This is a genomic window from Haloimpatiens massiliensis (assembly GCF_900184255.1).
In the GTDB taxonomy this organism is placed as follows: Bacteria; Bacillota; Clostridia; order Clostridiales; family Clostridiaceae; genus Haloimpatiens; species Haloimpatiens massiliensis.
The window spans coordinates 57,463-80,796 of sequence record NZ_LT854634.1; the positions used below are offsets into that span (position 1 = coordinate 57,463).

The following is a 23,334-nucleotide window of genomic DNA, read 5'->3' on the forward strand; positions in this document are numbered from 1 at the left end:
TATCGTTTACAACTTTAGTATACAAAATTATCAGAATTTGTTTAAACTTTTCGCATGAAATGTAAAAAAAAGCACATAAAGTGCATTTATATGCCCATGATGTGCTTAAAACTATTTATGTTATTTCTACTAACTGGTATTTCCTTATTTGACCCTTCTAATTTAAGCATGTATGTATTATTAAACCAAGGATTTATTTCCACCACTTTATCAATATTTATAAGAAAAGATCTATGTGTTCTGAAAAATATATTTTCTGGTAGCTTTTCCGCCACATGTGAAATACTTTGGTTCATAATATACTCATTATCCATAGTATAAACAATGGTTTCTCTTTCTCTAGCTTCACAATAGCAAATATCTTTAACATTTATAACAACCATTTTATTTTCTTTCCAAAGAGTTATCCTGTTATTTACGTATGGCAACCCTTGATTTAAGGAATTCTTCTCTAAACGTCTTAAGGTATTTATTATCCTTTCCTTAGAATATGGCTTTAATATATAATCAAAAGCTTGTATTTCAAAAGCTTCTACTGCATGCTGTTCATACGCTGTTATGAATACTATATAAACTTTCTTATCAAAACGTCTTAGTAACCTTCCTATTTCAATTCCAGAAATTTTAGGCATGTTTATATCTAAAAATATAATATCTGGTATGTTTTTTTCTATAAACATTAATGCTTCTGGTCCATTATCAAATTCCCCTAATATGTTTATTTTACTATAATTATTTATAAAATACTTTAACTCCTCACGTGCTGGATATTCATCGTCAACTATTACACAGTTCAATATAATCACCTCTTATATCTAACTACAAAACTAGTACTAGTTCCTTTAGTTTTCCTCTCTATTTTAAGCCCTTGCCCATAAAGTATTTTCAATCTGTTATTAACATTACATATACCTATTTTATTTTCACTGCACTTTCCCCTATAAACTCTATTAATTATTTCTTGTGGAATTCCTATTCCATCATCCTCTATGCAGATTTCAGCTTCTGCATTTCCTGTTTTTTTAATATGAATTTTAACATTTCCTCTCTCTCCTGTAGGTAGTATTCCGTGCTTTATTGAGTTCTCTACTATAGGCTGTATTATCAAACTAGGAATTTTAATATTTATATTCTCATCCACATTATAAACAACATTTAATTTATCTCCAAATCTAGCTTTTTCTATTTCTACATATGCCTTTACTTGCTCTAATTCCTTATATATATCAACTAGCTCATCTCCTACTTCTAAATTATACCTTAAATAAGTTGAAAGACTTATAATAAGTTCTCTTGCTCTATCCGGATTAATTCTAACAAAAGATGATATGGTATTTAATGCATTAAATAAAAAGTGAGGATTAATTTGAGCTTGTAACGCCTTTATTTCTGCCTTATTGGCCATTTCCTTAAGCTTTCCAACTTTACTAATTTCTATCTGAGTAGAAATTATTTGAGATAACCCTTCAGCTAAATTTATATTCCTATAAGATACGCTATTTTCCTTGGCATAATATATTTTTAAAGTTCCTATTATTTTTTCTCCTTCTTTTAAAGGAACTATAACTGCAGATTTTAATGGACAATTATTTTTCTGACAATTTATTTCACTAGCTTTATTTAAAACCATCATTCTACCCTCATCAAGTACATTTTTAGTGGTTTCTGTAAGTACACAAGAACCTTTAACATGATGATCTGAGCCCATTCCTATATGTGATAAAATACATTTCATATCAGTTATAGCCACTGCATCTGCACCGGTAGAGTTCTTAATTATCTCACATATTTTATCATAGGATTTTTCTCCTGTATCCCTAAAGTATGGAAGAGTTTTACTTGCTATTTCTAAAGCCAATTTTGATTGGCTGGCTGCTATTTTTTCTTTTTCATTGTATATATTTTGTGTTAGAAGTATTACCATAGCAACGCCCGCTGCATTAGCAAAAAGCATAGGTATGTATATACTTTTAACTATAGAAAATGCTTTTTCAAAAGGCCTTGACATAACTAAAATCAGCATCATTTCCAGACTTTCCATAGTTATTGCGCTCAAAAATCCATAAATCCACTTTCTTTCAACCTTTTCATCATTGCATCTATTATATATTCTTCCTGCTACTATTCCAGATATTACTGTAGCTATAGAACAAGGGACTGCTGTTATACCCACTGGATATATAATAAGCCTATGAAATGCAGCAATTAGTCCTCCTACTATTCCTACCACAGGTCCACACATAATTCCACCGGTCATAACTCCTATAATCCTAGTGTTAGCTATAGCTCCATTTATCTCCTTACCTACATAGGTTCCTAAAATTCCAAATCCTCCAAAAATTAAAGATAAAATTAGTATATCTGTTTTTGTAAAAGTATCCTTCTGCATTATTTTTTTAAAACTATTTAGTTTCGAAACTATAAATGCAATTACTATTATATATCCTAAATTATTCAATAAGTTTTTAAGTAATTCTATCATTTTTATCATTCCCTACATGAATTTTCTTACATTTTTTATTATAGTTTAGTAATACTAGTCTTAAAGGTATTATTAATAAAATATAACCTTATGCATATGCTTTTAAAATAAAAATGTAAAACTTCTAAAAAATCATATGATTAAACCACAAAAGTACAATGTGGTGGAGTTATGAAATTCCTCCATGACTTGCATAAGAGCTCGAAACAATAAATTTAATTTAAGAAATTCTAATCTTTTAACCATATAAAATTAAGGAATTTATCTCTAAAATATTTTCATATTCTGATAAATTCCTTATTCTTGAAATGTTTTTATCTTGACACTACTTTATTTTCCAAGTAGTTCCTTCTTTAGTATCAATAAGTTCTATATCCATTTCTAAAAGTTCATTTCTTAATTGATCCGCCTTAGCCCACTCCTTATTTTTCCTAGCTTCAGCTCTTTTAGCTATTAGATCATTTATATATTCTTCATCTACATCTATATTTTTTTCTTCTTTATAATTTAGTAAATCCAATGAAAGAACTTCGTCAAAATCTTCAACTAATATAATTTTTTCTTTATTTGTAAGTTCTTCATCCTTTAAAATTTCGTGAAGTGTAGTGAATGCATTAGGCATATTTAAATCATCACATATATTATTTGCAAACTTATTTTTATAATCCTGAATTTTATCTTTATCTAATCTTTCATTTTCTTCTGCAGCTTTTCTTATAAAAAATATCTTTTCTTTAAGCTTTTTAAGTCCGTTACTAGCTTCCTTTAAGCTTTGGAAACTAAACAAAAGTTGCTTTCTATATCTAGATTGTAGGCAAAAATATCTATATTCTAAAGGATCAAATCCCTCTTCTATAACTCTAGATAAAGTTAAAAAATCTCCACTAGACTTTGACATCTTGCCATTATCTAAAACAAGAAATTCACCATGCATCCAATAATTTACCCATTTATGTCCTAAAGCTCCCTCTGATTGAGCTATTTCATTAGTATGATGCACTGGTATGTGATCAACTCCTCCACAATGTATATCCACTGCTTCCCCTAAGTATTTTATAGACATAGCGGAACACTCTAAATGCCATCCTGGAAATCCTGTACCCCATGGAGAATCCCATTGCATTATTTGATTGGTAAATTTAGAATTGGTAAACCAAAGTACAAAATCCAAAGGATTCTTTTTATTGGTGTCCACTTCAACTCTACTACCTGCCTCTAATTCATCTATACTTAAATTTGCAAGTTTAGTATAATCCTTAAATTTATCTATTTGATAATATACATTACCATTAGAAATATACGTATAACCTTTTTCTTCTAATGTCTTTATAAGATTTATCATATCATCTATGTGCTCTGTAGCTCTGCAAGTAACTGTTGGTCTTTTTATATTAAGTTTTTTGCAATCTTCGAAAAAACCATCTTCATAAAATCTAGCAATTTCCCAAGGACTCTTATTTTCACGCTTTGCCCCTAGCGTCATTTTATCTTCTCCCTCATCTGCATCAGATTGAAGATGACCTACGTCTGTTATATTCATAACATGTTTTACTTTATATCCTGCATATTCTAAAGATTTCTTTAAAACATCCTCAAAAATATATGTTCTTAAGTTTCCAATATGCGCATAATTATAAACTGTTGGTCCACAAGTATACATACCAACTTTTCCTTCTTTTGCGGGTACAAATTCTTCTTTTTTTCTAGTTAAGGTATTGTAAACATAGAACTCCATAATGTTTCCTCCTACAAATTAATTAAATAAGGTACATGAAAGAAATAACAAGTCAAAGATGCTAGTATATTTTGTGTCACACAAGGAAGCAGTTTCCGCCTTTGGTAGGACTATCGGCGGGTTCTGCTAACGCAGTATGACGTAAAACAGACTAGCATACTGACTTGTTATTTTTTAAAATGTACCTTATAACAAAACCGCAGAGAATCTACTCCTGCGGTGAAATAACCCTTGTTTATTTCTTCGATAGCCATAGTTAAAAACCATAAAATTTGTCTCTATTGAAATAATACCACAACCAATGAAAATTTCAATAAGCATAATAAAAATATTTACCCTACTTTTTTATCTTCCTGACATTTAATTAGTTTTATCCAAAAATACTCCACTTCTCTAGGCAGTAATTCTTTTATAGGTTTTAATCTATCTGTATCTACTTTATTTATTGCCTCTTTTATCATTTCAATATATTCTTTTGGAACAAATTCATTAATATCTAATTCTTTTCCCTCCATGTAACACTTAATTATATGATTTTCAACAGTTTGCAATGCCATATTTCTGTATTTAGCTATTTCCTCAAGTTTTTCACCTTTAGAAAACATTTGGTATGTTATATAGTGACTTGGAATCTTACCATTCCCATTTTCTTCACTTTTATTTCTCTGATTTTTTAATTTTGAATTATCATCTAAGTTTCTTATAGTTTTCAAGAAATCTCCTCTGTTAATGTTATTTTCTTCTATGTAGCTTTTTATTTCATTTAAAAATCTCTCCCCATATTTCTCGTACTTAACTTCTCCAACTCCACTTATACTTAAAAACTCTTCCTTATTAATAGGCATGTATCCACTCATTTCTTTTAGAGAGCTATCTCCAAATACTATATATGGTGGCACTTTTTCTTCCTCGGATATTTGCTTTCTAAACCTCCTTAACAAATTAAACAATTGATCATCAGCCTTAGTAATCTTTTTAACCTTTGCAACCTTCATCTTAACATTAGCTTTACTCTTTAAAACATCCACAGCCTTTAATGTTAACTTAATCACTGGATATCCATCATTGGTAAGTCTTAAATAACCATCAGCAGTTAATTTATTAATTATATTTATTAAGTCTTTTCTACTGTACTCCATCATTATACCGTAGGTTGATAGTTTGTTTAATTCTAATGTTAAAACCTTTTTATTCTCTGACCCTCTTAGCACATCAACTACCATGCCGCTGCCATATCGTTCTCTCATTCTATATATACAAGAAAATATCTTTTGAGCTTCTATTGTTATATCCCTGTACTCACTTTCATCCAAGCAATTTCCACAGTTTCCACATTCCTCATAATCCACTTCATCTTCAAAATACTCCAATATGTATTTTCTAAGACATTTAGATGTATAACAATAATCCACCATTTCTCTTAATTTTTCATATTCATACTCTTTTCTATAGGAAGGCAATTCACTCTGCTCTATAAAGAAACTTTGAAGCTGTACATCTCTTGCATTAAATAAAAGTATACATTCACTTTTTTCCCCGTCTCTACCAGCACGTCCTGCCTCTTGATAATAGGCTTCCAAATTTTTAGGCATATTATTGTGAATAACAAATCTCACATTTGATTTATCTATACCCATACCAAAAGCATTAGTAGCCACCATTACATCTATATCATCATAAGCAAAGCTATTCTGCGCCTCTTCTCTCTTCCTATCACTTAATCCAGCATGATACATGCCTACCTTTATTTCATGTTTTAGTAAAAAGTTATATATGCTTTCCACTTCTCTTCTTGTAGCTGCATATATAATTCCCTTATCTTCTTTATGATTAGATATGTAGGATAGTATATAATTTTGATTGTCTTCTCCTCTTAACACAGAAAAAAACAAATTTTCTCTGTCAAATCCCGTTACATAGACATCAGGATTATTTAATCCCAAGAGTTTAACTATATCTTCCTTTACCTTTTCCGTTGCTGTAGCAGTGTATGCACCAATTACTGGCCTTTTAGAAAAATTATTTATGAATTCGCCTATTTTTTTATAACTAGGCCTAAAATCGTGAGCCCACTGAGATATACAATGAGCCTCATCTATAGCTACGAAAGATACTTCCACGTCATTTAGTATTCTACAAAAGCTTTCTGACTCCAATCTTTCAGGAGCTATATAAATAAGCTTATAATTGCCTACAGATATCTGCTGTACTCGCTCCATATATTCCATTTCCGTAAGAGTGCTATTTATATAAGTAGCTTCTATCCCCTGTTCATTTAAACTATCCACTTGGTCTTTCATAAGAGAAATTAATGGAGATATAACTATAGTAATTCCACTAAACATAATAGCAGGAATTTGAAAACAAAGAGATTTTCCCGCACCCGTAGGCATTATAGCCACTACATCTTTGCAATTTAATACACTTCCTATAACCTTTTCCTGTCCTCTTCTAAAACTATCATAGCCAAAATATTTTTTAAGAACTTCTTCTGAACTGTACATTAAATATCCCTACTCCTTCTACCTGTTAATTAGAAACCTATAATACTTAGTTTAACACAAATCATAAATAAATTTGTAAATTTCAAATGAGTTTTTAGTACATATAAAATTTAGATTTGTTATAAAGTATCTATGAATTTCATATTTTACATTATAAACAAAAAAATGCATTTTATTCATACACACGTTCGCATAAAAACTTATGGACTAAGATCAAAGCTACGGATGTTTCTTGCCCTTAAATAAAAACCTCTCATTTATATTTATCCTAAACTATGAAATACTCAAAGGATAACTATAAATGAGAGATTTTAATACATTTTTATAAAACTTTTATAAACTTCCTCTTTCCTACTTTTATTATATCTCCATGATTTAATTCAGCTTCTTTAAAATCTTTTACTGGTTCTCCATTTATCTTAACTCCTCCTTGAAGCACTAATCTTCTAGCTTCATTTTTCGATGAGGCTAGGTTTCCTTGAACCATTATATCTATTAATCCCCAGCCACTATGCATTTCTATCACTGGAATATCTTTAGGCACTTCATCCTTTTGAAATACACTTTTAAAATTCTCTTCTGCCTCTAACGCTTCTAATTCATTATGGTATAAAGTTGTAATTTCTCTAGCAAGCCTCATCTTAATATCCCTTGGATTAACACCCTCTTTATTCAATTCTTCTTTTATATTATCTATAACATCTGGATGTAAATCTGTTGCTAATTCAAAGTATTTTATTATAAGCTCATCAGGTATCTGCATTACTTTACTGTATATTACTTTTGCCTCTTCCTTTATACCAATGTAATTGCCAAGACTTTTGCTCATTTTTTCCTTACCGTCTAACCCCTCTAATATAGGCATAAATATAGCTATTTGACTTTCTTGATTGTATTCTTTTTGCAAAGTTCTACCCATTAAAATATTAAATCTCTGATCAGTTCCTCCAAGCTCTATATCAGCCTTTACTTCTACTGAATCATAAGCCTGCATCAATGGGTAGAAAAATTCATGTATTCCTATACTCATTTGATTATTAAATCTATTTTTGAAATCTTCTCTTTCAAGCATTCTAGCTACAGTATATTTTGATGCCAATTCTATAACATCTTTAAAATTAAGCTTAAATAACCACTCACTATTGAATCTTAATTCTGTTTTGCTTTTATCTAATATTTTAAATATTTGAGTTTCATAGGTCTTAGCATTTTCTAAAACCTGCTCTCTAGTAAGTTGTTTTCTAGCTTTAGATTTTCCAGTAGGATCCCCTATCATACCTGTAAAATCACCTATTATTATTACTGCTTTGTGTCCTAAATCTTGAATCTGCTTTATTTTCCTTAAGACCACCGCATGACCAATGTGTATATCAGGAGCACTAGGGTCAAGACCTAACTTTACCACTAGAGGTCTATTTTCCTTTTCACATTTTATTAATTTATCTTTTAGTTCCTCTATATTTATTATTTCATCTGCACCTTTTTTAATTATTTTTACTTGCTCATCTATATTCATAATGTTATCTGTGTATAAATTATAAAACTTTATAATTTACACACTTCACCTACCTTTCTCCTTAAATTTTTACTACTAATTTTCTAATTTCAATTTTTAATCTTAATTTTTCTAATAAATTACCCTATATATACCCAACTGTAATTCAATAAATTCGTAACCTATGCCGGCATTGTTAATCTGATTACAAATTTATTTCAGCAGCTATCATTTAGTAATGTTCTGCTTAAAAATAAAAACTTTATTTATTATTTAATTACTCGACTTTCGCACATAAATTCCAAGCTTTACATTAGATGAATGAATATTTTTATTTTATAACCGCGAAAGTTGAATTAAGTAATATTTTGCACAAAATAAAAACTCCCGTCCTTACTGTTTACACAATAAGGACGGGAGACAAATTCCCGTGGTACCACCTTAATTCATCAATACCTTGCGATATTAACCTTTTCGAGTACGATGTAAAACTTATCAATACACATGATACTCTATCTTTTTTAACGGCTGAATCCCGTCAGCAGCCTACAACCATACTGGCTTCGGTGCCATGCTCAAAGATGTATTCGGCACATTCTTCTTTATTCCTTCACACCAACCAGGAACTCTCTGAAAAGATAGAACAAACCTACTTTTTCTTATCACAGCATTTAATTAATATTAACTTTTACACTATTATAAAAAAATTATGACTAAATGTCAAGCAAAGTTTAATCTTTTATTTTTCCATTTTATATACATAATGACCTAGTGCTTCTGCTTCATCCTTGTCATGAGTTACTAATATTACAGTTCTTTTATTATCATTCCATATTTTTAAAAACTCTTTAATTATTTCTTTCTTCAAATTATTATCTAATCCTTTAAATGGCTCGTCCATAAGTAATAGGTTACTTTCATAAGCAAAGGCCCTTGCAAGAGCTGCTCTTCTTTTCATCCCACCGCTTAAAGTTTCAGGCAGCATATTTCTATTATCATATAGTTTTACTAATTTTAGATTTTTATCAATTACTTTTTTCATTTGATCTTTATCTAATTGAGATTTTAAAATAAATGCTATATTTTCATAAACTGTAAGCCAAGGAATTAATCTATCTTCCTGAAATATATACGAAAAATTTTTATTACTTATGTTATCATGCCAAATTATGTTTCCCTTATACTCTGTATCTAATCCACTTATTATATTTAGCAAAGTAGTTTTACCAACTCCTGAAGGCCCTGTTATTACAGTAATTTTGTCTTTAGGAAAGCTCATATTTAAATTATTTAAAACTTCTATTTCTCCATATTTTTTGCAAATATTAACTAATTCAATTTCATATTCTATTGAATTTTGTTCTGTGCATATTTTCATTATTCTATTTATCTCCTCTTTTCAATATTTGTTTCCTAAAAACAACTTCTAAAGCTAAACTCAAAATCACCACTACAATAGTCCATGCAAAAAGTTCTTCAGTATCCAGTGTTGTCTTAGAATTTAAAAGATTTAAACCTATAGAGTATTTAGGAGTGCTTAAAATCTCTGATGCAACCACTACTTTCCACGCAAGTCCTAAACAAAGAATTATTCCAGAAACTATGTAGGATTTTATTGATGGTAAGTAAACATATTTTATTACATAAATTTTTTTTACTTTGTATAGCCTTGCCATTTCTATAATTTTAATATCAACTGATTTTAATCCCTGAAGTACATTAGTATAAATTATAGGAAAACATATTAACATAGCAGTAAAAATGGCTACATTACCAGCTTTAATCCACACTAAAGCTAATATTATTATGGACATTACCGGAGTAGATTTTACCGCTGCCATGAAAGGTTCCATAATTTCTTCAAAAACCTTAAAAAATCCTGCTATCATGCCAAATACTATCCCCATGATTATAGATATTATTAAAGCGCAAAACACCCTTAATAAACTATAAAATATACTTTTCCAAAAGTATTCTTCAAATAAAAGTCCTATTAACCTTTTAAAAACAGAAATAGGACCTGGTAATAAAATTTCTTTATTGAGAAAAAGGGAGCCTAGCTCCCAAATCATTAACCAAAAAAACAATATAGATATTTTTTTAATTATTTTTATAATAGAATCCTTCATCTGGCATTTTTCCTCCAATTGATTTAGGATTGCTTTGGAATAAAATCTTATAGAAACCTTCTATAGATTTTTTAGCTTCATCCCCTTTAATAAGGACTATATTGCACTTAGGAATGGCTATTTCTGCTATTTTGGCCTTAGGCATAACTCCATGTTTCTCAGCAAGCTTACCTGCACTCTCAACATTTTTATTAACAAAATCTACAGACTTCTCATAATCCTGAAGAAATTCATTTAAATCTTCTTTTCTATTAGATATAAAATCTTTTCTAAATACTATTGTACCCATAACTAGTTTACTTTCATCTTCTGAAGCCTTTTCCCACTCTTCTGTTAAGTTAATAGGAATTTTTAAATCTTTATTCTTCATTTTAGAAGAAGTTACAAAGGGCTCTGGAAGTAATGCTATCTTTACTTCTTTAGAAGCTACAGAAGCAGCTAAATCACTATGCTGCATTTTGTATTCTATTTTAACATCTTTATCTGGTTCTAATCCATTTTTCTTAAGTATATAGTTGAATATAAATTCTGGAGCCGATCCCTTTCCTGAAGAATACACAGTTTTTCCTTTTAAATCTTTTATACTTTTAATATCATTTCCGTTTTCAACCACATATAAAACTCCTAATGTATTAATAGCTGCTAATTTAACTTCTCCTTTTGTTTTATTATATAAAACCGATGCTAAATTTGAAGGTACTGCTGCTCCATCTAACTCACCATTTACGACTTTAGAAACTATTTCATCTGGAGAATTAAACAAAGTAATTTCATACTTATCTTTCCCCTCTTCCATAAGTTTAACCATGCCTATACCTGTAGGTCCTTTTAAAGCACCTATTTTTATCTTTTCCTCTTTGGTGCTGGCATTGTTTTTAGCATTATTCTTTTGAGAATTAGCACATCCTCCAAGAAAAACTGCAAAACATATTATTGCAATTAAACTGAGTATATAAAATCTCTTTTTCACATTACCACCTCGTAATATTTAATTTTTTAAGTATATTAGTAAAAACATATTATGATTAAACCACAAAAAATATTACATTACTTGACTTATGAAATTTCTCTGGAATGAATTGCATAAGAAGCAAAGAAACTATTTAAATTTAATCAACTATATTCATTTATATTATATAAAGTTTCCTTAGCGCATAGGACTATTTAAATTATATATCAAACTAGTGTATAAATACAATGTCCTAAACAAAGCAACAATCTGAAATCAGATAAAACACTTATATAAATAATATTTAAAACCTTACCCATATAGGCATAAAAGTACAATATAAACACAAAATAAAGATAAAATATTTAGTAAGGAGGTTTATTTTTATTAAGGTTTATTTTGAATATTACTACTTAAACATAAAATAAAATGCTTTAAAAATTAAAAAAATTTATCTTAATAAAATGTATTTATTTATGAAATTAAAAAGATTTTTACTTCCTTTAATACTTATAAATTTAATACTGCTAGCTATTCATTTTCTTATAAAATTCCCTATAGTAAATAAAGCTTTTTCCTCTGTGTACAAATTAATAATTGTTCCGATTTTAATATCAGTATTCATCTACTACATTTTAAAGCCTCTAAAAAACATATTTATTAAAAAAGGCTTAAAAAATACCTATGCAGCTAGTCTCACTTTAGTAATTGCAATGATTATTTCAATTGGAATTATAGAAGGATTAGGTTTATATTTTATTTCTCAATTTAAAAATCTTATAGAAAAACTCTCTATTGTAGAACATAAAAATGATCTTGTGAATTTTGTAAATGGTAATTTATCTAAAAACTTAGATATGAAATGGATATTAGAACAACTTGCTTCTTATGTAAAGAATTACTTATATTTATTTAAGGATGGAGCTTTTAAAACCGCTAATTTTGTGATGGTAGCATTTTCTGACATACTACTTATCATCATAATCGTGTTCTATTTATTAAAGGATAATGGAGAACTAAAAAAATGCTTATTAAGAATTGTTCCTAATAAATATAAAAATAAATATGGTAATAAATTAGAAGAGGTTTTCACCAAATGTGATTATGTACTTTCAAATTACATAATAGGTCAGGCTAAAGTAGCTCTTTCATTAGCTTCTATGATTTACGTCGGATACTTAATTATAGGTATACCCAGTGGACTTATACTATCATCTATAACCTTTGTATTAGCCTTTATACCATTTGTAGGTTTTTTTATTTCTATGATAATACCATATATAATAGCTTTAAGTATGGGGTTAAAAATGGTAGTTAAACTCTCACTTCTATTTATTGTAGCTCAAGCTATTAAAGGAAGAGTAATTGTACCGCTAGTTATGTCCAAAGCCATGAAAATTCACCCAATTACTGATATTTTTTTGGTAGTAGCTGCCGCTGCTATTTTTGGACCTATTGGAGCTTTTGTTGTAGTTCCAATTTACGCTGTAATAAAAGTAATTGTAACTACATTAAAGGATGAAAATCCACTGGAAAAATAAATTAACAAAAGAGGGACTTTCGCACTTAGCATATTGTGAACTAAGTGCATTAAGAAAAAACTGCCTTTAATTCCGTGATAAAATTCAATATATTTTGCCATAAGACACTGACTTGTATAAATCTCAGCTTTAATATTTACGCTGGCTACCGCCAATAAAAGATTTAAGTTAAGTGCAAAAGATAGCTAACATAATTTCACAACGTGAAATTATGTTAGCTATCTTTTTTACATTCTAAAATTTTTCGTAATGCAATGAAGAAAAATTATCCTTCACTAGACCTCTAGCACACTGGCCCACTAGCCCACTGAAAATTGTGACAACATCACAATTTTCTTACTTAACAGCTCTCTGTACTCTAACGCTTTTACCCTTTATTTTCATATTTTCAGCAGATTTAAGCACTATAGAGCCCTTTCCTCCTAATATGTCCACATAAGAGAAGCCATCTTGTATATCAATAATTCCTACATCCTCTGCATTAATTCCATTTATATTAGTAATAGCACCAACAATATCTCCAGGTCTTATCTTCTTCTTTTTTCCCGCACTTATATATATCTTGGTAATTTCCTTATTAAGTTTGATATTTTTGCTAGGCTTTGGCTCAGGTCTGTTTTTAAGTGATTGTTTAAAAATTTCTTCTCCTTTTATAACTTCTCCCCTAGATGGCATTTCTTTTTTAGGTATCTTATATCCTAAATACTCTTCTATATCCTCTAAAAGTTTCTTATCATAAGAACACACAAAAGTTATAGCTGTACCTGTACTTCCTGCTCTTCCCGTTCTTCCAATCCTATGAACATAGCTTTCCTTCTCTACAGGCACATCATAATTTATAACATGCGTTACATCTTCTATATGTATTCCTCTAGCTGCTACATCTGTAGCTACCAAAAATTGGATTTTTCCCCTTTTATAGCTTTCAATTACTTCTAATCTATCCTTCTGTTCCATGCCTCCGTGCAACTTTCTAGCATAATATCCTTGTTTTTTCATACTTCTAACCAACTCATCAACCTTTTCTCTAGTATTACAAAACAAAATACATTTTTCAGGTCTTTTGGTATAAATTATACTATTTAAAGCATTAAGTTTTTTATCTTCTTCAACTATGTAATACTCTTCATTTATCTTATCCACAGTAATATTTTCTGGATTAATATCTATATTTTCAGCATTATGCATATACTTATCACACAAATTTTGAATTTTCTCCGACATAGTTGCAGAAAATAGCATGGTTACTCTATTTCTAGGCACTACTTTTATTATAGATTCTACTTGAGATATAAATCCCATATTTAGCATCTCATCTGCTTCGTCAATAACTAGGTATCTGACTTCTTCTAAATTTAAAGTTCCCCGCTCTATATGGTCTATTGTTCTACCTGGCGTGCCAACTACCACATGAACCCTTTGTTTCAATTGTCTCTTCTGTACTTCCATAGGCTGTTTTCCATATATAGCAGCACATCTTATTCTTTTGAATCTTCCAATGTTATAAATCTCTTCTTTCAACTGTACTGCCAATTCTCTTGTGGGCGTAAGTACCAATGCTTGAGGATTCACCTCCTCTACTTCTACCTTCTGACAAATAGGTATAGCAAAAGCTGCTGTTTTTCCACTTCCTGTTTCAGATTTAACTATAATATCATTGTTTTTAAGTGCAAAGGGAATCACTTTCTCCTGTACAGGTGACGGATTTATATAGCCTAATTTTTCTATAGATTTCAATATGTTTTCATCTAGATGAAAATCTTTAAAACTACATTTATGCATTTTTTATAACCCTCGTTTTCCTGTATAAAATTTAAACTAATTTAATTCCATTTTCTATAAACTGGATTCTTTTTTCTTTTAATAGCCTTCCTATAGCTCTTTTAAAAGCTTTTTTACTCATATTTAATTCTTCCTTTATTTCCTCTGGATCGCTTCCATCGTTTAAGTTAAGCATTCCACCGTTATTTTTTAACTTTTCTAAAATCACCTCTGCATCTTCATCCATTTGCTTATAGGCTTTTTCCCTAAGACTTAAATCTAATTTTCCGTCCTCTTTAACTTTTACCACCCTAGCTTCAATTTCATCTCCGTATCTGTACTCACCATAAAATTCATCTTTAGGTATCATTCCTTGATACTTATTATCCACTGCCACAAATGCACCTAAGTCATCCTTTATACTGTATATTGTTCCCTTAACCTTGTCATCTTCCTTATATGGTGAATCACTAGCAAGTCTTTTATAAATTCTCATAGATGCACACAATCTATCACTTTTATCTATATATAAATAAACTAAATACTCTCTGCCCACTTTTACACTAGTAGTTTGTTCATTAAAAGGTAAAAATAAATCCTTTTCTAAACCCCAATCCAAAAATGCACCTATTTTTGTCTCCTGTACTACCTTAAGTAATGCCACTTCTCCCAAATTTATTTTAGGCTTTCTTATAGTAGATATTAATCTATCCTCCGAATCCCTATAAACAAATACCTCTATTTCGTCTCCTACCTCAGTTCCCTCTGGTACTTGTTTTTGAGGAAGTAAAATGTCATCTTCACTTTTATTTTCTTTTGAATTCAAATATACTCCTATAGGAGTAATTCTAATCACCTCTAGATTTTGTATCTTTCCTAATTCGATCATACTAACCCTTCCTTAACTTTATATTTTGATATTTATATTACCATTAATTTTTAACTTGTATTAATGCTTTATATCAATTTGTACTTTTTTCATTTTACCACAGTTATTACTGTATTTCCTTCTATTTTTTAGGTAAGTTTATAATTATATTAATATTATTTGAAATTATATGCAATTTTATTAGTTAAACTACAATGGTAATATAAAATAAAACTTAACTCCTCTTTGAGTGTTCTCTACACCACATTCTCCTCCATGTAAAACTATAATGTTTTTCACTACCGCAAGTCCTATGCCCGTACCTCCCAATTTTCTACTTCTAGATTTATCAACTTTATAGAATTTATCCCATATCCTATCCAGCTCTTCTTTTTCAATATGTTCCCCTTCATTTTCTATCTCTATCTTAATCTTTTCATTTAGTTTTACCATATTCACAAAAATAGTATCTTTTTCTCCAGTATGTCTTATGGCATTAGTCAATATATTATATACCACCTGTTCTATTCTGTTCCAATCCGCATATACTTCTATATTATCAATTAAATTGCATTGAATATTAATGTTTTTATCCTTCACAATACCCCAAAATCTTTTTATAGTGGACTTAATTAGCTGCTCTATGAAAAATTTCTCTTTAACTAACTTAAAATTCCCACATTCCAGTAAAGACAAATCAAGCATGTCATTAATTAACCCTGTCATTTTTTTAGATTCGTCCATTATTACATCAATATAATAGTCCTTGTCTTCATCATCAAACACATTATCTTTAATACCTTCTGCATATCCTTCTATTAATGTTATAGGTGTCTTAAGTTCATGAGAAACCGCAGCTACGAATTCTCTTCTCATTTTTTCCAGTTGCCTTTCCTTTTCAATATCTTCTTCTAATTTTGCATTTGCTTCTTTTAAAGATGTCAAAGCCTTTTGTAAATTGTAAGACAAAAAATTCAGTGTAGTAGCAAGACTTCCTATTTCATTTTCACTTTTCACCATGCATTTTTCATTAAAATCTAATTCAGCCATTTTTAAGGCAGTTTTATTTATTTGTACTAAAGGCTTAGTTATAATATTAGAATAAATCAAAGAAGTAACTATTATAAGTAAAATTGCAACTATAAAAAAATATAAATAGAATTCCTTTATTACAGACACAGCCTCATTTACTGGTTCTAGTGAATCAAATCCAAATATAATTTGATTTTTTTCTTTAATTGGTGATATACAAACTATATTTTTCCTAGGAACTTCTTTTTCTTTTAGAGGTTCTAAATAAATCTCACTCTTATTCTTATCCATAATTTCTTGGAATCTATAAATATTAGGTACCCAATTATTTATAAATTCATTCATATACATTGTTTTCATTTTTTCCGGCTTTAAATATTCTCTTCTTAAATACATTTGTATATTTCCTGAAGATTGTAAAATACTAATTTCTACCCTAGTATTCATATGATACTTTTCTATCAAATCTTCAATTTCCTCACTGGTGTTAATTTTTTTATATTCTTCTTTAAAATCACTTACAACCGCCTGTATATCCCTTTTTTTCTTATTTACATAAAATTTTTGAAAGAATAAAGTTTGAGTAATTAATATTATAATAATAAAAACTACAAATAATAAAGATGTTATGATAAAAAGTTGTTTTGATATACTCTTTTTAACCTTCATTTTTCACCTCGAATTTATACCCATATCCCCTTATGGTAGATATTGCATAGGCTCTTGTACCAAGTTTCTCCCTTAGTCGTCTAATATGCGTATCCACAGTTCTCAAATCCCCATAATAGTCATTTCCCCAAACAGCATTTAATATCTGTTCTCTTGTAAGCACCAGTCTATTATTATCCATAAAATAAACTAGCAGTTGAAATTCCTTAGGTAAAAGATTTATCTCCTTTTCATCAATAGTTACTCTATGAGAATTCTTATCTATGTGAATACCTTCGAATGCACATACCTTATTATTGTTACCCTGACAATTATAACTTCTCTTTAAGGAAGCCTTCACATTAGCAACCAGTACCTTTGGACTAAATGGTTTAGTTAAATAAATATCTGTTCCCAATTCAAATGCCAATAAAGTATCCTCCTCTTCAGATTTTGCTGTAAGCATAATAACTGGTATATTAGAAAATTTTCTTACCTCATTTAATACCGTCCATCCATCCATTACAGGCATCATAACATCTAATATCATAAGCTTAATATGATTTTCTTTTAAAATCTTTATAGCATCCATTCCATTTTCTGCTTCCATTGTATTGTAATTATCTTTTTTTAAATATGCTGCAATAAGTTTTCTAATTCTTTCCTCATCGTCCACTATAAGAATAGTATCCATAATAAATTCACTCCCCATGTTATATCTAGTTCTACACTGAATTTCTGCTTTTGCATATACAAAAGCAATTATATTAACTATTTAGCAATTTATTAATTACTCTTAATTTGTTAATTATTCAAATTTCGCAGTTATAAAATAAAAATATAAAATTTAATATGAAGATTAAATCTGCTACTCAAAATATGGTCAAATGTATCCATATTGAGATTTTTACTGTTTCAACGTACTCTGCCTTGCCTAAGCTACTACAGTTTGTATAGCACTCCACAGTCGTTAATTCCCCAAATAGCCTTGGGTACACATATAAGTGCTTGTTTAATTAAGCTATCTTATATTCTTTAGCATTGGCTAAATTGATTGAAGCATTTAAATCTCTATCAATAGAAAGCCCACAACTGCATTTATAAACTCTATCAGATAGTTTTAAATCTTTCTTATATGCTCCACAACAGCTACACATTTTACTACTTGGATAGAATCTATCAACTATTCTTATCTCAATGCCATTTTGTTTAGCTTTTGAAATAAGTTTAGTTCTAAATTCATAAAACTTTTGCCCAGCAACCGCTTTAGCTAAATGTTTATTCTTCATCATTCCACTTACATTTAAATCTTCGATAGTTATAAAACTTGGTTTTTGTTTTATTAACTCATTCACTGTTTTATTTATATAATCAGTTCTTATATTTGTAAGTCTTTGATGAAGTTTTTGTACCTTGACTATTTGTTTTTGGATATTTTGACGAGTAGCTTCTCCTTTCTCTTTTTTATTTCTTAATTTTAAACTTTCATATTTCCTTGAAAGTTTTCTTTGCTCACGTATTAGTTTCTTTTCTTCTTTTTTAACTGTTTTAGTTTTGTTAATATTCTTTTTAGATAAACCATTATTACAAATTGCAAAATTCTTTAGTCCAAGGTCTACGCCTATTCCTTCTGAATAAGATTTATTGTCTAATTTAATAGCTTCTTCAACTAAAATTGAAACAAAATATCTATCTGCTTTTTGACTTACTGTACCACTTTTAACTATGGAGTTAACTGGAATGTATCCAAATTCTTTTAATCTAATCCAACCTAAAGTTGGAACTTTAACTCTATGTCTTTCAATAGTCCAATCTGTTTTATTGTTCTTTGGAAAGTAAGCTTTAACATCTTGATTTTTCTTTTTCTTAAATTTAGGGAAACTTGCTTTACCATCAAAAAATTTTTTAAAAGCTTTCTCACTATTCATGATTGCTCGTTTGGTAGCTTTAGAGGATACTTCTTTAATCCAAATTTTATCGGTATTATTAGGAATATACTCATTATTAAGCCATTTAGAAAAATCCATACCACTAATAAATTTTTTCTCTTTTTCGTAAACTTTTTTATTATGAGCAATATAAAAATTGTATATGAACCTACTTACACCAATAGTTTTATGAATTTTAGTTATCTGTTCTTCTGTTGGTTTAATTTCTATTTTGTATGCTTTTTTCAACTTCTTCATCTTCCTTTATCTTTTTCTTATATTTTCTTTGTATTGCTTATAAGTATAATATGTCCTATTTGTTGGTGTTCTAAATGCTTTTAATATTCCTTCGTTATCCCATCTTTGTAATGTTCTAACTGATACATTAATTAATTCTGCAAATTCATTTGGTTTATAGTTAATATTCTTCAAATGTACTCACTTCCTTTTCATGAGTGCATTTTACTATTTCTAAGTACATTTGTATATACTTTTAGTAACTAAAGATATCCTCCTTTAGAAATTAACTATAATTTGAAATTTACAGATAAGTAATAGGTAAGAGGTAAGAACTAAAAAGTAAGAAGTAAGAGTTAAGGATAAAACTCAAAGAGTTTTTTATAATTAATTTGTAAGTAATAGTTGTGCCGAAAATTCAGCCTTGCTGAATTTTTTAAAGGAACTCTCATCTTTTACCTATTAGTTCTTACCTTTTAACTCTTACTTCTTACTTTTTACCTCTTTCCTACTCTACAATTTCCTATAATTCTTTCTCAATATACTGCTATTTTATACTATATTAATTATAATTCACATGGAATATTAGAAAATTCCTCTACGAAATACCTCGCAGAGGAATAAATCTATTTTATTCAAATCTAAGAGCTTCTATAGGATTTAATTTAGAGGCTTTGCTTGCAGGATACATTCCAAACAATATTCCAACAAATACTGAAAAAGCAACAGCTCCCATAACTACACTACTTGATATCACAACAGTCATTTTAAGAACAGTTTGTGCAAAATAAGCTATTAAAAATCCTGTTAATACTCCTATTATTCCACCTAAACAGCTTATTATAGCAGATTCCATTAAGAATTGTAATAATATAATTCTTCTCTTAGCCCCTATGGCTTTTCTTATTCCAATTTCTCTTGTTCTCTCTATAACTGATACAAGCATTATATTCATAATACCTATACCACCTACAATAAGTGATATTGCTGCAATACCAGTAAGCATCATTGTCATACTACTATTTGTTTCATTTGCCGTACTAAGCAAACTGGTTTGATCAAATAGTCTATAACTATCTGTATCATTATTAAACTTTTTGTTCAAAAACAATTGTAAATAACTCATAGCTTCACTTACTTTATCTTTATCCGTTGCTTCTACATAAAAAGTTTTAATGTCAGTATTCTCAAATAATCGCTGAGCAGTGCTTATAGGCAATATTATTTTATCATCACCAGAACCACCCATGCTACTGCCCTGAGCTTCTAATACTCCTACTATAGAAAAATTAATCCCATTTATATTTACAACTTTCCCAATTACATTTGTTGTTCCAAATAAATCATTTGCTGTATCTATTCCTATAACCGCAACTTTGTATCTATTGTCTATATCCCTTTTATTGAGAAATCTACCGTAACTTACATATGTCTTCCTTATGTTAGAATATTCTGGTGTAGATGCTTCCACTGTTGTATTTGTTGATTTACTTCCTGCCTTAACATCTATATTATTTTGCGTAAGTGTAGGGGCAATTTCTTTTATTCCAGGTTTACTTTTTAATTCATCTATTTCTTCATCTGCAAAACTTTTTGTTCTTTTACCTACTATATTAACTGTTATTAAATTTGTTCCAAGTTTTTCTATTTGAGATTGTACTTGCTGCTTAGTTCCTTCCCCTATGCCTACAAGTACTATTACAGATGAAATACCAATAATTATACCTAGCATAGTTAAGAAAGACCTCATTTTATTGGACCATATGGACTTTATAGCCATTTTAAAAAGTCTAGTTATCTTCATAGGCTCACCTCTTTACTTAGGCTCTGGTTTAAAACATCTAATACTATTTTTCCATCTTTTATGGTTATAATTCTTTTTGCCTTATTGGCAATTTCTTTATCATGAGTAATCAAAATTATAGTATTTCCCTCTTCATTTAGGTTCTTTAACATCTTTAATACTTCTTCTCCAGTTTTGCTATCAAGAGCTCCAGTAGGCTCATCTGCCAAAATAATTTGAGGATTTGTAACTAGTGCTCTTGCTATAGCAACTCTCTGCATTTGTCCGCCAGACAATTCTGATGGTTTGTGCTTAATATGAGTATTCAATCCCACCTTTGTCAAACAGCTCTCTGATTTTTCTCTAATTTCTTTTTCACTTAATCCCAAATAAATTAAAGGTAATTCAACATTTTCTAGTACACTTAATTTAGGTAACAAACTATAATTTTGAAATATGAATCCTATTTTGTTATTTCTAATTTCAGCTAATTTATCATCACTACACTGTGTATTTAGACCATCTAATATATACTCTCCTTTTGTAGGTATATCTAAACATCCTATAATATTCATTAAAGTAGTTTTTCCAGCTCCTGAGGAACCAACTATAGCAACAAATTCTCCCTTCTTAATATTTAAATCTATATTTTCTAATGCTTTATATTCTCCTTTTCCCATTTTATAATATTTACATATATTGTTCATTTTTATAACATATTTCTCTTCAATATTTTTATTCATACAGTACTACCTCCCTTTAACCGACACTACAACTGGTAGATCAACTGTTAAGATTTTTATTTATTACTACTACAGCCATCTTTATTTACTTCTTGATGACCTTCCACTAGACATACCAGGCATATCCATTTTATTACCCATACCTCCAAAGTTGCTCCTCATATTGGTAGTATTCGTATTATTACTTTCAGGTAATGCTATGAGAATTTTTTGACCTGCATTTATTCCTTCTAAAATTTCTATATAATTTTCATTTTCTAGCCCTGTTTTTACTTCTACTAAATTATCATAACTTGATATTTCGCTTTTTCTATTTGTTCTATTACTTATTTGACCACTTTGTTTTTCCTTGGAACTTACATTATTTTCATTTTTTCTATTAGCTTCTGTTTCGTCAGTGTTGACTTTATTATCATTATTGGTATTCTTATTATTACTATTATTGCTATCATCACTACTATTGATATTATTACTATCAGCAGTCATGATATATTTTTTACCATTCTTCTCTATTAATGCTTCTGCGGGAACTACCAAAGCATCTTGTTTACTATTAACTAATATATCCACATTAACATTCATTCCAATTTTCAATTCTTCATAATTTTTCATAGATATTATAACATCGTATTTTGTTACATTATTATTATTTGTTCCTGTTTCTGATATAAAATCAACTACTCCCTCATATACCTTGTCTTCAACAGCACTAGCACTTATCTGAACTTTTTGATCTTTTTTCACTTTAGAAATATCCAATTCATCTATAGATGACTTAATCTTTAATGATGTTGGATCCATTATGGAAATTATTGTTTTACCACTTTGAACATCATCTCCACTGTTATTATTTCTTTCCACTACTACTCCATCTATAGGTGACGTAAGAACAGCTTTATTCATTTGACTATTGGCATAATCTAGATCCTTCTGCGCTTCATTTACAAGTAAGTTTTGTAAATTAATTTTCTCATCCGTCTTAGCTTTCTCCAATTGAAGTTTTTGTTTTTGTAAATTAATTTCAGCATTACTAATTTGTTGCCTTAGCTGCTCACTTTCAACTCTACATATGACTTGCCCTTTCTTTACCCTATCTCCAACTTTAACAGTTAAATCTTTTATTTCACCATTATTATTAGTAACTATTTCTTTAGTAACATCTGCAAATACGGTTCCTGTTCCCTGTACACTTACTTTTATATCTCTCTTTGCTGCAGTTGCTGTTATATACTTTGTATTTACTGATACTTTCTTTCCTTTACTATATTTGTTAAATATCCACCATCCTGCTACTGCAATAATTATTACAACTACACTTATAAAAACTATTTTTGATATTTTTTTACTCACCATTTTCCCTCCTCATTTTTCAAAGACATTTTTAAAGAATCTAACTAAATTATTTTTAGCTTTAGCAAAAAATTACTTAATAAAAACACTACTCTCCTTAATCTAAAAAACTGTCCAATACATAACATAATAATCTTACTTTATATATT

17 protein-coding genes, 1 pseudogene and 1 other annotated feature are annotated in these 23,334 nt (G+C 29.1%); of the genes and pseudogenes, 1 reads left to right on the plus strand and 17 read right to left on the minus strand.

All coding sequences use genetic code 11. From position 1 onward, the window contains the following. Window positions 1–86: 86 nt before the first annotated feature. From C1715_RS00365 to C1715_RS00400, 8 genes are all read right to left on the minus strand, one after another. Window positions 87–797, minus strand: a complete 711-nt coding sequence (locus tag C1715_RS00365) for a LytR/AlgR family response regulator transcription factor (RefSeq protein WP_102398711.1) — start codon at window positions 795–797, stop codon at window positions 87–89. Window positions 798–802: 5 nt separating this feature from the next. Further along, complete coding sequence (locus tag C1715_RS00370; protein ID WP_102398712.1) at window positions 803–2,482, minus strand: sensor histidine kinase; 1,680 nt, start codon at window positions 2,480–2,482, stop codon at window positions 803–805. A 325-nt stretch (window positions 2,483–2,807) separates the two neighbouring features. Continuing rightward, window positions 2,808–4,217, minus strand: coding sequence for a cysteine--tRNA ligase (gene cysS, locus C1715_RS00375; protein ID WP_102398713.1), 1,410 nt, complete (start codon window positions 4,215–4,217; stop codon window positions 2,808–2,810). A gap of 332 nt (window positions 4,218–4,549) precedes the next feature. After that, window positions 4,550–6,721, minus strand: a complete 2,172-nt coding sequence (recQ, locus tag C1715_RS00380; protein ID WP_102398714.1) for a DNA helicase RecQ — start codon at window positions 6,719–6,721, stop codon at window positions 4,550–4,552. Window positions 6,722–7,043: 322 nt separating this feature from the next. Then, complete coding sequence (tyrS, locus tag C1715_RS00385; RefSeq protein WP_102398715.1) at window positions 7,044–8,240, minus strand: tyrosine--tRNA ligase; 1,197 nt, start codon at window positions 8,238–8,240, stop codon at window positions 7,044–7,046. Window positions 8,241–8,622: 382 nt separating this feature from the next. Then, window positions 8,623–8,891 (minus strand) — a binding site (T-box leader). Between the two features lie 64 nt (window positions 8,892–8,955). Beyond that, a complete protein-coding gene (locus C1715_RS00390) occupies window positions 8,956–9,594 on the minus strand; it encodes an ATP-binding cassette domain-containing protein (RefSeq protein ID WP_102398716.1) in 639 nt (212 codons plus the stop codon). Between the two features lie 4 nt (window positions 9,595–9,598). Then, entirely contained in the window at window positions 9,599–10,345 is a 747-nt protein-coding gene (locus tag C1715_RS00395) for an ABC transporter permease (protein WP_102398717.1), read from the minus strand. Beyond that, window positions 10,317–11,315 carry an ABC transporter substrate-binding protein gene (locus C1715_RS00400; RefSeq protein ID WP_102398718.1) on the minus strand — a complete coding sequence of 333 codons (999 nt, stop codon included), beginning with the start codon at window positions 11,313–11,315 and terminating at the stop codon, window positions 10,317–10,319. Before C1715_RS00400 ends, C1715_RS00395 begins: the two co-directional genes overlap by 29 nt. A 455-nt stretch (window positions 11,316–11,770) precedes the next feature. Here C1715_RS00400 and C1715_RS00405 point away from each other — a divergent pair, with 455 nt between their 5' ends. Beyond that, window positions 11,771–12,835, plus strand: coding sequence for an AI-2E family transporter (locus C1715_RS00405; RefSeq protein WP_102398719.1), 1,065 nt, complete (start codon window positions 11,771–11,773; stop codon window positions 12,833–12,835). Between the two features lie 336 nt (window positions 12,836–13,171). Here the strand turns inward: C1715_RS00405 and C1715_RS00410 are convergent, their stop codons facing one another. The 9 genes and pseudogenes from C1715_RS00410 to C1715_RS00450 form a co-directional block, all read right to left on the minus strand. Beyond that, window positions 13,172–14,617, minus strand: a complete 1,446-nt coding sequence (locus C1715_RS00410; RefSeq protein WP_102398720.1) for a DEAD/DEAH box helicase — start codon at window positions 14,615–14,617, stop codon at window positions 13,172–13,174. A 31-nt stretch (window positions 14,618–14,648) separates the two neighbouring features. Continuing rightward, the gene (locus C1715_RS00415; RefSeq protein ID WP_102398721.1) at window positions 14,649–15,485 is read right to left on the minus strand and encodes a CvfB family protein; all 837 of its coding nucleotides are present in this window, start codon (window positions 15,483–15,485) and stop codon (window positions 14,649–14,651) included. A 189-nt stretch (window positions 15,486–15,674) separates the two neighbouring features. Beyond that, a complete protein-coding gene (locus tag C1715_RS00420) occupies window positions 15,675–17,165 on the minus strand; it encodes a sensor histidine kinase (RefSeq protein ID WP_102398722.1) in 1,491 nt (496 codons plus the stop codon). Next, the gene (locus tag C1715_RS00425; protein ID WP_102398795.1) at window positions 17,155–17,841 is read right to left on the minus strand and encodes a response regulator; all 687 of its coding nucleotides are present in this window, start codon (window positions 17,839–17,841) and stop codon (window positions 17,155–17,157) included. The genes C1715_RS00420 and C1715_RS00425 overlap by 11 nt, the downstream gene beginning before the upstream one ends. Before the next feature lie 319 nt (window positions 17,842–18,160). Beyond that, window positions 18,161–19,330, minus strand: a complete 1,170-nt coding sequence (locus tag C1715_RS00430; RefSeq protein WP_180963943.1) for an RNA-guided endonuclease InsQ/TnpB family protein — start codon at window positions 19,328–19,330, stop codon at window positions 18,161–18,163. Next, a pseudogene (locus tag C1715_RS00435) lies at window positions 19,308–19,495 on the minus strand (MerR family transcriptional regulator); the annotation flags it as partial. The gene C1715_RS00430 and the pseudogene C1715_RS00435, both read right to left, overlap by 23 nt. Window positions 19,496–19,940: 445 nt before the next feature. Beyond that, window positions 19,941–21,113, minus strand: coding sequence for an ABC transporter permease (locus tag C1715_RS00440; protein WP_102398724.1), 1,173 nt, complete (start codon window positions 21,111–21,113; stop codon window positions 19,941–19,943). Further along, window positions 21,110–21,835, minus strand: coding sequence for an ABC transporter ATP-binding protein (locus C1715_RS00445; protein WP_102398725.1), 726 nt, complete (start codon window positions 21,833–21,835; stop codon window positions 21,110–21,112). The genes C1715_RS00440 and C1715_RS00445 overlap by 4 nt, the downstream gene beginning before the upstream one ends. Before the next feature lie 81 nt (window positions 21,836–21,916). Then, complete coding sequence (locus tag C1715_RS00450; protein WP_180963944.1) at window positions 21,917–23,185, minus strand: efflux RND transporter periplasmic adaptor subunit; 1,269 nt, start codon at window positions 23,183–23,185, stop codon at window positions 21,917–21,919. Window positions 23,186–23,334 lie beyond the last annotated feature (149 nt).

Excerpts from the sequence above, each read along its gene's own strand:
- cysS (WP_102398713.1), bottom strand. The coding sequence starts at position 4,217 with ATGGAGTTCTATGTTTACAATACCTTAACTAGAAAAAAAGAAGAATTT.
- C1715_RS00415 (WP_102398721.1), bottom strand. The coding sequence starts at position 15,485 with ATGATCGAATTAGGAAAGATACAAAATCTAGAGGTGATTAGAATTACT.
- C1715_RS00445 (WP_102398725.1), bottom strand. The coding sequence starts at position 21,835 with ATGAATAAAAATATTGAAGAGAAATATGTTATAAAAATGAACAATATA.
- C1715_RS00430 (WP_180963943.1), bottom strand. The coding sequence starts at position 19,330 with ATGAAGAAGTTGAAAAAAGCATACAAAATAGAAATTAAACCAACAGAA.
- C1715_RS00410 (WP_102398720.1), bottom strand. The coding sequence starts at position 14,617 with ATGCATAAATGTAGTTTTAAAGATTTTCATCTAGATGAAAACATATTG.
- C1715_RS00390 (WP_102398716.1), bottom strand. The coding sequence starts at position 9,594 with ATGAAAATATGCACAGAACAAAATTCAATAGAATATGAAATTGAATTA.
- C1715_RS00440 (WP_102398724.1), bottom strand. The coding sequence starts at position 21,113 with ATGAAGATAACTAGACTTTTTAAAATGGCTATAAAGTCCATATGGTCC.
- C1715_RS00405 (WP_102398719.1), top strand. The coding sequence starts at position 11,771 with ATGAAATTAAAAAGATTTTTACTTCCTTTAATACTTATAAATTTAATA.
- C1715_RS00420 (WP_102398722.1), bottom strand. The coding sequence starts at position 17,165 with ATGAAGGTTAAAAAGAGTATATCAAAACAACTTTTTATCATAACATCT.
- C1715_RS00395 (WP_102398717.1), bottom strand. The coding sequence starts at position 10,345 with ATGAAGGATTCTATTATAAAAATAATTAAAAAAATATCTATATTGTTT.
- C1715_RS00370 (WP_102398712.1), bottom strand. The coding sequence starts at position 2,482 with ATGATAGAATTACTTAAAAACTTATTGAATAATTTAGGATATATAATA.
- recQ (WP_102398714.1), bottom strand. The coding sequence starts at position 6,721 with ATGTACAGTTCAGAAGAAGTTCTTAAAAAATATTTTGGCTATGATAGT.